Genomic DNA, 11,960 nt, shown 5'->3' on the forward strand with positions numbered 1-11,960 from the left:
CCTGTCATGCGCGCCAGTCGAGCGGGACCTGCTTCTCGCGGTCCCAGGGCAGCTCCCAGCCCGCGTAGTGCAGCAGGCGGTCGATGATCCCCGCGGTGAAGCCCCAGACCAGGGCCGATTCGACCAGGAATGCCGCGCCTCGGTGGCCACTGGGGTGCACGGTCGTCGCGCGGTGGGCGGGGTCCGTGAGATCCGCCACGGGAACCGTGAAGACCCGGGCCGTCTCGGCCGGATCGACCACGCCGACCGGGGTCGGCTCGCGCCACCAGCCCAGGACCGGGGTCACCACGAAGCCGCTCACCGGGATGTAGAGCTTCGGCAGCACCCCGAAGAGCTGGACGCCGCTCGGGTCGAGCCCGGTCTCCTCCTCGGCCTCCCGCAGCGCGGCCCGCAGCGGCCCGTCGGCCATCGGGTCGCCGTCCTCCGGGTCGAGGGCGCCGCCGGGGAAGGAGGGCTGCCCGGCGTGCGAGCGCAGGGAGCTGGCACGCTCCATCAGCAGCAGCTCGGGACCGCGGGCGCCCTCGCCGAAGAGGATGAGAACGGCGGACTGCCGCCCCGCGCCGTCCGCCGGCGGCAGGAAGCGGCTCAGCTGGAGCGGCTCCACGGTCTCGACGGCGTGCACCACCGGGTCGAGCCAGGGGGGCAGGCCGTCCTTGGTCACCAGGACCCGGCCGTTGTGCGAGTCGGCGCCTTCGTGTGTGCGGTGGTGCGCGCCGGGGCCGTCGTGCGTGTGGTGCGTACCCGACTCGTTCCGCGTGCGGTGTGTGCCCGTCTCGTTCTGCGTGTGGTGCGTCTCCGGCTCGTCGTGCCTGCTGTGCGTGTTGCTCGCGTGCGTCATCGCCACCCCCGTTCTGCTCTCCCCAACGCCGGGCGGCGCGGTGTTCGTTCCGTCATCCGGCGCCCAGTGGGGGTGCCGGGATGCCGCCCGCGTCCAGGTAGGACTGCGGCGGGTTGAGACGCTGGCCGGGGAAACCGCCCTTCTCGTACTTCAGGAGCTTGCGCGCCTTCTCCGGGTCCGTCTCGCCCTCTCCGTACGCGGGGCAGAGCGGCGCGATGGGGCAGGCGCCGCACGCGGGCTTGCGGGCGTGGCAGATACGGCGCCCGTGGAAGATCACGTGGTGCGAGAGCATCGTCCACTCGCTCTTCGGGAAGAGCGCGCCGACGGCGGCCTCGACCTTGTCCGGGTCGGTCTCGTCGGTCCACTGCCAACGGCGCACGAGTCGGCCGAAGTGGGTGTCCACGGTGATGCCGGGGCGCCCGAAGGCGTTACCGAGGACCACGAAGGCGGTCTTGCGGCCTACGCCGGGAAGCTTGACGAGGTCTTCGAGGCGGCCGGGGACCTCGCCCCCGAAGTCCTCCACCAGGGCCTTGGAGAGCCCTATCACCGACTTCGTCTTGGCCCGGAAGAAACCGGTGGGGCGGAGGATCTCCTCGACCTCCTCCGGGTTCGCCACGGCGAGGTCCTCGGGAGTGGGGTACTTGGCGAAGAGCGCCGGAGTCGTCTGGTTCACCCGCAGGTCGGTCGTCTGAGCCGACAGGACCGTGGCGATCACCAGCTGGAAGGGGTTCTCGAAGTCCAGCTCCGGGTGGGCGTACGGGTACACCTCGGCGAGCTCACGGTTGATACGGCGGGCTCGGCGCACGAGAGCGGCGTGGGACTCTGCGGTCGCCTTCTTGGGGGCGGTCCGGGTAGAGGCCGCCTGCTTGGCCGGCGACGTCTTCTTCGCGACGGTCTTGGCGGGGACCGCCTTCTTGGCAACTTTCTTGGCAACGGTCTTGGCAGGCGTCGCTTTCTTGGCGGCAGCCGTCTTCTTCTCGGACGTGGCTGTCGCCTTCGTGGACGTGGTCGCCGTGGACGTGGTCGCCGCCTTCTTGATCGTGGCCGTCGCCTTCTTGGCCACGCCTGTCTTCTTGTCGGTCGTGGCTGTCGCCTTTTCGGCCACCTTCTTCACGGCCTTCTTCGTGACCGGCTTCACCGGCGCCGATTTTGCCGCTTTTGTCGTTTTCATACTTCCGGCCGGGCTCTGTTCGCCCACAGCGGAATCGCGACGTACAACCACCCGCCCAGCCCCCTTGGCCTGTGCTCTCACCGGCGATTTGGACACTCGGCCAGCCTAAAGCCCACCACCGACATCCGCCCCGGACCCAGAAGATCAGCCCCCAATTGGCCCCCTGCCGCACTGCCCGGCACGCCAGTGCGGCAGACTTGTGACTGATCACACTGTTTGGACCGTCCAGCAAGATGGGGAACACGGTCCCCTGGTATCACGGGGGAGCAAGATCCCCTGAGCAGGTCGACAAGGAGAGAACTCGTGGACGACGTTCTGCGGCGCGCCCCGCTCTTCGCGGCGCTCGATGACGAGCAGGCCGCGGAGCTCCGCGCCTCCATGAGTGAGGTGACCCTCGCACGCGGCGACGCTCTCTTCCACGAGGGCGACCCCGGTGACCGCCTCTACGTGGTCACCGAGGGCAAGGTGAAGCTCCACCGCACCTCACCCGACGGCCGCGAGAACATGCTGGCCGTCCTGGGCCCCGGTGAGCTCATCGGCGAACTGTCGCTGTTCGACCCGGGCCCGCGCACGGCGACCGCCACCGCGCTGACCGAGGTCAAGCTGCTCGGTCTCGGCCACGGCGACCTCCAGCCCTGGCTGAACGCCCGGCCCGAGGTGGCCGCCGCGCTGCTGCGCGCCGTCGCCCGGCGCCTGCGCAAGACCAACGACCAGATGTCCGACCTGGTCTTCTCGGACGTGCCCGGCCGCGTGGCCCGCGCGCTCCTGGACCTCTCCCGCCGCTTCGGCGTGCAGTCGGAGGAGGGCATCCACGTCGTGCACGACCTGACGCAGGAGGAGCTGGCCCAGCTGGTCGGCGCGTCCCGCGAGACGGTCAACAAGGCGCTCGCCGACTTCGCGGGCCGCGGCTGGCTCCGCCTGGAGGCCCGCGCGGTCATCCTGCTGGACGTGGAGCGCCTCGCGAAGCGCTCGCGCTGACCGCACGGCGCGCCGAGACCACACGGCGCGCCGACTTTCGACGCACTTGAAGGGCCCTGCCGTACAGCGGGGCCCTTCTCGTGTCCCCGGCGGTCGCCGGTGCCACCTGTGCGGACGCCCGGCGCCGGACAGGCCCTAGATGAGGCCGTGTTCCCGGAGGTAGTCCATCTGCGCCCGGACCGACAGCTCCGCCGCCGGCCACAGCGAACGGTCCACGTCCGCGTACACGTGCGCGACGACCTGGGCCGGCGACCGGTAGCCGTTCTCGACCGCCGTCTCGACCTGGGCGAGACGGTGGGCGCGGTGGGCGAGATAGAACTCGACGGCGCCCTGGGCGTCTTCCAGGACGGGCCCGTGCCCCGGCAGCACGGTGTGCACGCCGTCGTCCACGGTGAGGGACCTGAGCCGCCGCAGCGAGTCGAGATAGTCGCCCAGGCGGCCGTCGGGGTGGGCCACGACGGTCGTACCGCGACCGAGGATGGTGTCACCCGTCAGGACGGCCCGATCGCCCGGGAGATGGAAGCACAGCGAGTCGGCGGTGTGGCCGGGGGTCGGCACGACACGCAGTTCGAGCCCGCCGACGGTGATGACGTCCCCGTGCGCGAGCCCCTCGTCCCCGAGCCGCAGCGCCGGATCCAGTGCCCGCACCTTCGTGTCCGTCAGTTCGGCGAACCGCGCGGCGCCCTCGGCGTGATCGGGGTGCCCGTGCGTCAGCAGGGTCAGCGCCACCCGCTTCCCCGCCTTCTCGGCGGTGTCCACGACATTGCGCAGATGTACGTCGTCCAGGGGCCCGGGGTCGATCACGACCGCCAGGTCGGAGTCCGGCTCGGAGACGATCCAGGTGTTGGTGCCGTCCAGGGTCATCGCGGACGCGTTGGACGCGAGCACGTTGACGGCGCGCGGGGTGGCGGAGCCGGAGAGGACCCCGCCTCGCGGCTGGCCGGGGAGGGCGGCGGCGTCGGTCATGCGGGGGCTCCACCGGTCGGGATGTGCTTGGTGAACTCGTCGTGGCCGGGCCAGGCGAGGACGACTTCGCCGTTCTCCAGGCGGGCCTTGGCCAGGACGGGGGTCAGATCGCGGGCGGGAGCGGCGGCGAGGACGTCGGCGGCGCTGCCGTACGGGATGAGCTGGCGCAGGGTCGCGACGGTGGGCGGCATCATCAGGAGCTCGCCCTTGTCGTATCCGTCCGCCGCGTCCGCGGGGCGGATCCAGACCGTACGGTCGGCCTCCGTGGAGGCGTTGCGGGTGCGCTGGCCCTCCGGGAGGGCGGCCACGAAGAACCAGGTGTCGTAGCGGCGGGTTTCGAACTCCGGGGTGATCCAGCGGGTCCAGACGCCCAAGAGGTCGGACCTGAGCACGAGTCCCCGGCGGTCGAGGAACTCGGCGAAGGAGAGGTCGCGGGCGACCAGGGCCGCTCGGTCCGCCTCCCAGTCCTCGCCGGTGGTGTCACCGACCACGGTGTCCGGGGCGGGTCCGGCCAGCAGAACGCCGGCCTCCTCGTACGTCTCGCGGACCGCCGCGCAGACGACGGCCTGGGCGGACGTCTCGTCGGTGCCGAGCCTTTTCGCCCACCACGCGCGCGTGGGGCCCGCCCAGCGGATCTGGTGCTCGTCGTCGCGTGGGTCCACGCCGCCACCCGGGTACGCGTACGCGCCTCCGGCGAAGGCCATGGAGGCGCGTCTGCGCAGCATGTGCACCACAGGCGTGGTGGGGGTGTCCTTGAGCAGCATGACGGTGGCCGCACGCTTGGGGGGCACCGGGGTCAGCGTGCCCTCCGCGAGCGCGCGGATCCGCTCGGGCCACTCCGGTGGATACCACTGCCCATTCGCCATGGCCGGAGGCTATCCCGAGCCGGGCGAATGTTCGAGGGGCCCATGAGGATCCCCCGGCCGGGGTGGGGGCCCGAGCCGCGTGCTCCCGTGCGGGGCGCGGCCCCGACCGGCTACACCGCCGTCAGCTCCACCTGGATCTCGACCTCGACCGGGGCATCCAGCGGGAGGACGGCCACGCCGACCGCGCTGCGGGCGTGGACGCCCTTGTCGCCCAGGGCCGCGCCCAGGAGCTCGCTCGCGCCGTTCAGGACACCCGGCTGGCCGGTGAAGTCCGAGGCCGAGGCCACGAAGCCGACGACCTTCACGACGCGCGCGATGCGGTCGAGGTCGCCCGCGACGGACTTGACCGCGGCCAGCGCGTTCAGCGCGCAGATGCGGGCCAGGTCCTTGGCTTCCTCGGCGGTGACCTCCGCACCCACCTTGCCGGTGACCGGAAGCTTGCCGTCCACCATCGGCAGCTGCCCCGCCGTGAAGACGTACACACCGGACTGCACGGCGGGCTGGTAGGCGGCCAGCGGCGGAACGACGTCCGGCAGTGTCAGGCCGAGCTCCGCGAGCTTCGCCTCGACGGCGCCGCTCATGCCGACTTCTCGCGCTTCAGGTAGGCCACCAGCTGCTCGGGGTTGTTCGGCCCGGGCACGACCTGGACGAGCTCCCAGCCGTCCTCGCCCCAGGTGTCCAGAATCTGCTTCGTGGCATGGACGAGCAGCGGCACGGTTGCGTATTCCCACTTGGTCATGTCGCCGACTGTAGCCGTTGCCGCCGGGGGCCTCGCGCACACGTTGTCCACAGCCTCCTGCGTACTACGGCGGCGGACTGGTTAGGCTCGAAGACGTGAGCAGGCTCCAGGTCGTCAGCGGCAAGGGCGGTACCGGCAAGACCACGGTAGCCGCAGCCCTCGCGCTCGCCCTCGCAACCGAGGGGAAGCGCACCCTCCTCGTCGAGGTCGAGGGCAGGCAGGGCATCGCGCAGCTCTTCGAGACAGAAGCGCTGCCCTACGAGGAGCGGAAGATCGCCGTCGCTCCGGGGGGCGGGGAGGTGTACGCCCTCGCCATCGACCCCGAACTGGCGCTTCTGGACTACCTCCAGATGTTCTACAAACTGGGCAGCGCCGGCCGGGCCCTGAAGAAGCTCGGCGCCATCGACTTCGCGACCACCATCGCCCCCGGCGTCAGGGACGTGCTCCTCACGGGCAAGGCGTGTGAGGCCGTACGCAGGAAGGACAAGAGCGGGCGGTTCGCGTACGACTACGTCGTCATGGACGCGCCACCCACGGGGCGGATCACGCGCTTCCTGAACGTCAACAAGGAGGTCGCGGGGCTCGCCAAGATCGGCCCGATACACAATCAGGCGCAGGCCGTGATGCGCGTCCTGAAATCGCCGGAGACGGCCGTGCACTTGGTGACGCTGCTGGAGGAGATGCCCGTCCAGGAGACCGCGGACGGCATCGCCGAGCTGCGGGCGGCGAAGCTCCCGGTAGGGCGGATCATCGTGAACATGGTGCGGCCCGCGCTCCTGGACGAGGTCGACCTCGATCTCACCGGCGCCGTCGCACGCAGCGCCATCGCCAAGTCGCTCTCGGCGGCCGGACTCGGCGGCGCCCGTCGCGGCGGGAACGCCGAGCGGCTCGTCGGCCCCCTCCTGGAACAGGCCGAGGAGTACGCCGAGCGGCACACCCTGGAGCGCGAGCAGCGCGCCGTCCTGACCGAGCAGGACCTGCCGCTGCACGAACTCCCCCTGCTTGTTGAGGGAATGGACCTGGCGGGCCTGTACGAGCTCGCAACGGAACTGCGCACTCAAGGGATCTCATGAGTCTCGACCCTGCCCGCGTACTCGACGTCGACCCGCTGCTCGACGACCTCAGGACCCGCATCGTGGTGTGCTGCGGCTCGGGCGGCGTCGGCAAGACGACCACGGCGGCGGCCCTGGGGCTGCGCGCCGCCGAGCGGGGCCGCAAGGTGGTCGTGCTCACCATCGACCCGGCGCGCAGGCTCGCGCAGTCGATGGGCATCGACTCCCTCGACAACGTCCCACGCCGTGTGAAGGGCATCGACGACTCCGCGGGCGGCGAGCTGCACGCCATGATGCTCGACATGAAGCGCACCTTCGACGAGATCGTCGAGGCGCACGCGGACGGCGAGCGGGCGGCCGCGATCCTGAACAACCCCTTCTACCAGTCGCTTTCGGCGGGCTTCGCGGGCACGCAGGAGTACATGGCGATGGAGAAGCTGGGCCAGCTCCGGGCCCGGGACGAGTGGGACCTGATCGTCGTCGACACGCCGCCGTCGCGCTCGGCGCTCGACTTCCTGGACGCGCCGAAGCGGCTCGGGTCCTTCCTCGACGGACGGCTGATCCGGCTCCTCACGGCCCCGGCGAAGCTGGGCGGGCGTGCGGGGATGAAGTTCCTGAACGTCGGGATGTCGATGATGACCGGCACCCTGGGGAAGCTGCTGGGGGGACAACTCCTCAAGGACGTGCAGACGTTCGTGGCGGCGATGGACACGACGTTCGGGGGCTTTCGTACGCGCGCGGACGCCACGTACAAGCTGCTCCAGGCGCCCGGGACGGCGTTCCTGGTGGTGGCGGCCCCCGAGCGGGACGCGCTGCGCGAGGCCGCGTACTTCGTGGAACGGCTGGCGGCCGAGGACATGCCGTTCGCCGGCCTCGTGCTCAACCGGGTGCACGGCAGCGGTGCCGCCCAGCTGTCCGCCGAGCGGGCGCTCGCAGCGGCGGAGAATCTCGATGCCGAGGCCGCGGAAAATCTTGACGACGCCCGCATTGTGGATCAGGCGGGCGGGAAAGCTGGACTTCGTAACTCTCCCGACACGTACGGCAGTTCAGAATCTCCCGCTTCCGAGACATCAGCTCCCGACGGCTCCGAAGGTCCAGCCGGCTCCGACGGTTCCGATGAAGGCTCCCCCGCCGCCACGGACAGCACAGACGCCACGGACAGGGCCGACGCGCCGACCGACACGCCGCCGCACGGACACCGGACCGTCGAACAACTCACCGCAGGTTTGTTGAGGCTGCACGCCGAGCGCATGCAGCTGCTCTCCCGCGAGCAGCACACGCGTGACCGCTTCGCCGCGCTCCACCCGGAGGTGGCGGTTGCCGAAGTGGCCGCGCTGCCCGGCGACGTACACGATCTCGCAGGACTGCGGAACATCGGAGACCGGCTCGCGGCCAACCGGCCGGAGCTGCCTGAAGCCGGCGCCTGAGCGGCGCCGTCCACGGGCCCGGGCCGGACCTGAGTCATGGGCTCGTGATCAGACCTGAGTCATGAACTCGCGGCCAGGCCTGAGTCATGGGCTCATGGCTGAGCCTGAGATGGCCTGAGGCGGGTGGGTCCGAGGCGACGGGTGGGTCCGACGCGGGCCGAGGTGGCCCCGCGGGACGCCCTCCGTGGCACCGTCACCCCACCGCCGCGTAGCGCTCGTACACCTCTTCCTCGTCGAGGGGCAGCAGGCCCGCGCCGCGCTCGTACTCCGTACGCGCGGTTTCCAGCAGGCGACGCCACGAGGTGACGGTGGGACGCCTGCGCAGCAGTGCGCGACGCTCCCGCTCCGTCATGCCACCCCACACGCCGAATTCGACGCGATTGTCGAGCGCATCGGCGAGGCACTCCGTGCGTACCGGACATCCGGTGCACACTGCCTTCGCCCTGTTCTGCGCTGCTCCTTGAACGAACAGTTCATCCGGATCGGTAGTGCGGCAGGCCGCCTGCGCACTCCAGTCGGTTACCCAGCCCATACCGGCGCCGTCCTCTCCCGAATCGAGGCTCCCCCACGGCGGCAGCGGCATATTCACCGCCGCCAGTTGAGGACGTTACGGAAGGCAGGCACAGCGCAACACCCCCTGCGGGCCCAATCTTGAATGGCCCGAACGGACTATGCGTAAGCGGCAGATCACCCGGGGGAGTGAGCGGCGGACATACGTGAGTATCCCGGCAAACCGGGACAGTTCAGTTGAGTCACAACGGACACCTGGTGACGCATGAGGCTGATTCGGACACGACCTCCCCAAAAAGTTGGGGAACCTCCGGAACGATTCGGGGTCGCCGGACGTATTGATACGTGGCCATACTGCTGTGACAGTTGAGAGCAGCTTAGGCCAAGGCATATACGCGTGTCCGGCGAATGAGAACGTAGGCTGCCCCCATGCCAAAGAAGCGCTCGGGCGGTGGTCTGTCGCCAACGCAACAGGCCGCCAAGTTCCTCGGTGTCAGCGTGCTCGCTGGAGCAGTCATGGCCGGAATCGCGCTGCCCGCAGCGGGCGCGCTCGGTCTCGCGGCCAAGGGTTCCGTCCAGGGGTTCGACGAGATCCCCGACAACCTGAAGAGTCCCGCGCTGAGTCAGCGCACCACCATCCTGGACAGCAAGGGCGGTCAGATCGCGACGGTGTACTCGCGCGACCGTACGGTGGTCGACCTCAAGGACATCTCGCCGTACATGCAGAAGGCGATCGTCGCGATCGAGGACTCCCGCTTCTACCAGCACGGCGCGATCGACCTGAAGGGCGTCCTGCGCGCCGTGAACCAGAACGCGCAGAACGGCGGGGTCGCCCAGGGCGCCTCCACGCTCACCCAGCAGCTGGTGAAGAACTACTTCGTGGAGGAGGCCGGCGACGACCCGACGAAGGTCGCCCAGGCCACCCAGCAGACCCTCGGCCGCAAGGTCCGCGAGCTCAAGTACGCGATCCAGCTGGAAGAGAAGCTCGGCAAGAAGAAGATCCTCGAGAACTACCTGAACATCACGTTCTTCGGCGAGCAGGCCTACGGCGTCGAGGCCGCCGCCCAACGTTACTTCTCCAAGCCCGCCAAGGACCTGAACCTCCAAGAGTCGGCGCTGCTCGCGGGCATCGTCCAGTCGCCCAGCCGGTACGACCCGGTGAACGACGAGGCGGAGGCCACCAAGCGGCGCAACACCGTGCTGCAGCGCATGGCCGAGGTTCACGACATCTCCCAGCAGGATGCCGACAAGGCCAAGGAAGCGAAGCTGGGCCTGAAGGTCAGCCGGCCGAAGAACGGCTGCATCACGGCGGTCAAGGGCGCGAGCTTCTTCTGCAAGTACGTGGAGAACGTGTTCCTCACCGACCCGGTCTTCGGCAAGACCAAGGAGGCCCGGGCGAAGGTCTGGAACCAGGGCGGCCTGACCATCCGTACGACGCTCGACCCGCAGGCGCAGGAGTCGGTGCAGTCCTCGATCAAGTCCCACGTCAACAAGTCGGACTCGGTCGCCACGGCGGCCACCCTGGTCGAGCCCGGCACCGGGAAGATCGTCGGCATGGGCCAGTCGAGGCCGTACGGCTACGGGAAGAACGAGACGGAGTACAACTACTCGGTCGACCGTGACATGGGCGGTTCGAACTTCGGCTTCCCGACCGGTTCGACCTTCAAGCCGTTCGTGGCCGCGGCCGCGCTGGAGGAGGGGCGGCCGGCGACCCAGCACTACTCGTCGCCGTACGAGATGCTCTACCCCAGCCCCGTACAGACGTGCAGCAGCAAGCCCTGGACCAACCTGATCAACGAGAAGCTGTCGAACGAGAGCACCGAGGAGAAGGGCCCGTACGCGCTGAAGACGGCGATGGCCAAGTCGGTCAACACCTACTTCGTGCAGATGATCTCCGACATCGGCATCTGCCCCGTGGTGAAGATGACCGACAAGCTGCACGTCGTGCAGGGCAACGGCGACAAGCTGCCCGAGGTGCCCGCCATCACCCTCGGCTCCAAGGGCATCTCCCCGCTGACCATGGCGAGCGCGTACGCCACCTTCGCCTCCCGGGGTATGTACTGCACGCCGATCGCCATCGAGTCGATCACCCAGAAGGCCGACGGCAAGGAGAAGTCGCTCGAGGTCCCGAAGTCGACCTGCTCCCGGGCCATGTCCGAGAAGACCGCGGACACCGTCAACACACTGCTCCAGGGCGTGATCGACTCCGGTACGGGTCAGCAGGCCGGTCTCTCCGACCGCGACAACGCCGGTAAGACGGGTACGACGGACGAGCGCAAGAACGCCTGGTTCGTCGGGTACACGCCGAACCTGTCGGGCGCTGTCTGGGTCGGCAGCCCCAAGCAGAACGTCAAGATGACGAACATCCGCATCGGCGGCGTCTTCCGCCCCCTCGTCTACGGCGGTGAGGTGCCCGGCCCCATCTGGAAGGACGCCATGACCGGCGCCCTCTCGGGCAAGAACTCCCCGTCCTTCAACCTCGTCGACATTCCGGACGACAAGCCCAAGGACGACGGCCAGGGCCCGACCGACGGCGACAACAACGGCGACAACAGGGGCAACGCGAACGGCGGGAACACCACCAACGGCAACACGATCAACGGGAACACGATCAGTGGCGCCAACGGTGACACGAACGGTGGCGGGTTCCCGACGCCTTCGTTCTCGATCCCCTCGGGCTTCATCCAGGGACAGAACGGCAACGGCAACGGGGGGCGTAACGGGTAACCCCGTGACGACCGCCGGCCGAGAACGGCCCAGCACAGTCGTCGGCCTCGGCGCTTCCCCAGTCGGGGGAGCGCCGAGGCCGACGGCGTTCGGTGAGCAAGCGGGTACGGGTACAGGTACCGGGGTACGGGTACAGGTACGGAGTTCTACTACTGCTTACTACTGCTTCTGCTGCTTTACTGGCGCTGGGTCTGGTCCCTCTGGGGCTCAGCCCGCGAGCAGCTTCTTGACCACGGCGGCGACCCGGCCGCCCTCGGCGAGCCCCGCGACCTTCGGGTTCACGATCTTCATGACCTGACCCATGGCACGCGGCCCCTCGGCACCCGCCGCCCTGGCCTCCTCGACGGCCTGCGCGACGATCTGCTGGAGCTCGTCGTCGGACAGCTGCTTGGGCAGGTACGTGGCGAGGATCTCCCCCTCCGCCTTCTCCCGCTCGGCCGACTCGGGACGCCCGCCCTGCGCGAAGGCGTCCGCGGCCTCGCGGCGCTTCTTCGCCTCGCGGGTGATCACCTTCTGTACTTCGTCGTCGGAGAGCTCGCGCTTCGTCTTGCCGGCGACCTCTTCCTTGGTGATCGCGGCGAGGGTCAGCCGGAGCGTCGAGGAGCGGAGCTCGTCGCGCTCCTTGATGGCGGAGTTGAGGTCTTCCTGCAGCTTCGACTTGAGCGTGGTCATGCCGTCGATTGTCG

12 protein-coding genes are annotated in these 11,960 nt (G+C 69.4%); 4 read left to right on the forward strand and 8 right to left on the reverse strand.

Translation table 11 applies throughout. From position 1 onward, the window contains the following. Positions 1 to 4 precede the first annotated feature (4 nt). Entirely contained in the window at positions 5 to 838 is an 834-nt protein-coding gene (locus OG819_RS11265) for a CoA pyrophosphatase (protein ID WP_266627078.1), read from the reverse strand. A 52-nt stretch (positions 839 to 890) separates the two neighbouring features. Continuing rightward, positions 891 to 1,976, reverse strand: coding sequence for an endonuclease III (gene nth, locus OG819_RS11270; protein ID WP_266627076.1), 1,086 nt, complete (start codon positions 1,974 to 1,976; stop codon positions 891 to 893). 336 nt (positions 1,977 to 2,312) lie between these two features. Here nth and OG819_RS11275 point away from each other — a divergent pair, with 336 nt between their 5' ends. After that, positions 2,313 to 2,987, forward strand: coding sequence for a Crp/Fnr family transcriptional regulator (locus OG819_RS11275; RefSeq protein ID WP_006382668.1), 675 nt, complete (start codon positions 2,313 to 2,315; stop codon positions 2,985 to 2,987). 135 nt (positions 2,988 to 3,122) lie between these two features. Here the strand turns inward: OG819_RS11275 and OG819_RS11280 are convergent, their stop codons facing one another. From OG819_RS11280 to OG819_RS11295, 4 genes are all read right to left on the reverse strand, one after another. Next, entirely contained in the window at positions 3,123 to 3,953 is an 831-nt protein-coding gene (locus tag OG819_RS11280; RefSeq protein ID WP_266649206.1) for an MBL fold metallo-hydrolase, read from the reverse strand. After that, the gene (locus OG819_RS11285; RefSeq protein WP_266627071.1) at positions 3,950 to 4,819 is read right to left on the reverse strand and encodes an NUDIX hydrolase; all 870 of its coding nucleotides are present in this window, start codon (positions 4,817 to 4,819) and stop codon (positions 3,950 to 3,952) included. Before OG819_RS11285 ends, OG819_RS11280 begins: the two co-directional genes overlap by 4 nt. Before the next feature lie 110 nt (positions 4,820 to 4,929). Further along, positions 4,930 to 5,400, reverse strand: coding sequence for a RidA family protein (locus OG819_RS11290; protein WP_266431976.1), 471 nt, complete (start codon positions 5,398 to 5,400; stop codon positions 4,930 to 4,932). Further along, positions 5,397 to 5,558, reverse strand: a complete 162-nt coding sequence (locus tag OG819_RS11295) for a DUF4177 domain-containing protein (protein WP_075033571.1) — start codon at positions 5,556 to 5,558, stop codon at positions 5,397 to 5,399. The genes OG819_RS11290 and OG819_RS11295 overlap by 4 nt, the downstream gene beginning before the upstream one ends. Before the next feature lie 95 nt (positions 5,559 to 5,653). Here OG819_RS11295 and OG819_RS11300 point away from each other — a divergent pair, with 95 nt between their 5' ends. Next, entirely contained in the window at positions 5,654 to 6,631 is a 978-nt protein-coding gene (locus tag OG819_RS11300) for an ArsA-related P-loop ATPase (RefSeq protein WP_266627069.1), read from the forward strand. Next, positions 6,628 to 8,037 (forward strand): ArsA family ATPase, encoded by a 1,410-nt coding sequence (locus tag OG819_RS11305; protein ID WP_266649207.1) that lies wholly within the window; start codon positions 6,628 to 6,630, stop codon positions 8,035 to 8,037. Before OG819_RS11300 ends, OG819_RS11305 begins: the two co-directional genes overlap by 4 nt. 193 nt (positions 8,038 to 8,230) lie before the next feature. On the opposite strand, the gene wblA is transcribed toward OG819_RS11305, so the two are convergent. Beyond that, positions 8,231 to 8,569, reverse strand: a complete 339-nt coding sequence (gene wblA, locus OG819_RS11310) for a transcriptional regulator WblA (RefSeq protein ID WP_028799159.1) — start codon at positions 8,567 to 8,569, stop codon at positions 8,231 to 8,233. Positions 8,570 to 8,976: 407 nt separating this feature from the next. Here wblA and OG819_RS11315 point away from each other — a divergent pair, with 407 nt between their 5' ends. Then, entirely contained in the window at positions 8,977 to 11,274 is a 2,298-nt protein-coding gene (locus tag OG819_RS11315; protein ID WP_266649209.1) for a transglycosylase domain-containing protein, read from the forward strand. Between the two features lie 207 nt (positions 11,275 to 11,481). On the opposite strand, the gene OG819_RS11320 is transcribed toward OG819_RS11315, so the two are convergent. After that, positions 11,482 to 11,946 (reverse strand): GatB/YqeY domain-containing protein, encoded by a 465-nt coding sequence (locus OG819_RS11320; RefSeq protein WP_266627063.1) that lies wholly within the window; start codon positions 11,944 to 11,946, stop codon positions 11,482 to 11,484. Positions 11,947 to 11,960: the final 14 nt, after the last annotated feature.

The organism is Streptomyces sp. NBC_01549, assembly GCF_026339955.1.
Taxonomy (GTDB): Bacteria; Actinomycetota; Actinomycetes; order Streptomycetales; family Streptomycetaceae; genus Streptomyces.

Coding starts and splice junctions, on each gene's coding strand:
- OG819_RS11265 (WP_266627078.1), bottom strand. CDS start 838: ATGACGCACGCGAGCAACACGCACAGCAGGCACGACGAGCCGGAGACG.
- OG819_RS11280 (WP_266649206.1), bottom strand. CDS start 3,953: ATGACCGACGCCGCCGCCCTCCCCGGCCAGCCGCGAGGCGGGGTCCTC.
- OG819_RS11285 (WP_266627071.1), bottom strand. CDS start 4,819: ATGGCGAATGGGCAGTGGTATCCACCGGAGTGGCCCGAGCGGATCCGC.
- OG819_RS11290 (WP_266431976.1), bottom strand. CDS start 5,400: ATGAGCGGCGCCGTCGAGGCGAAGCTCGCGGAGCTCGGCCTGACACTG.
- OG819_RS11295 (WP_075033571.1), bottom strand. CDS start 5,558: ATGACCAAGTGGGAATACGCAACCGTGCCGCTGCTCGTCCATGCCACG.
- OG819_RS11305 (WP_266649207.1), top strand. CDS start 6,628: ATGAGTCTCGACCCTGCCCGCGTACTCGACGTCGACCCGCTGCTCGAC.
- wblA (WP_028799159.1), bottom strand. CDS start 8,569: ATGGGCTGGGTAACCGACTGGAGTGCGCAGGCGGCCTGCCGCACTACC.
- OG819_RS11315 (WP_266649209.1), top strand. CDS start 8,977: ATGCCAAAGAAGCGCTCGGGCGGTGGTCTGTCGCCAACGCAACAGGCC.
- OG819_RS11320 (WP_266627063.1), bottom strand. CDS start 11,946: ATGACCACGCTCAAGTCGAAGCTGCAGGAAGACCTCAACTCCGCCATC.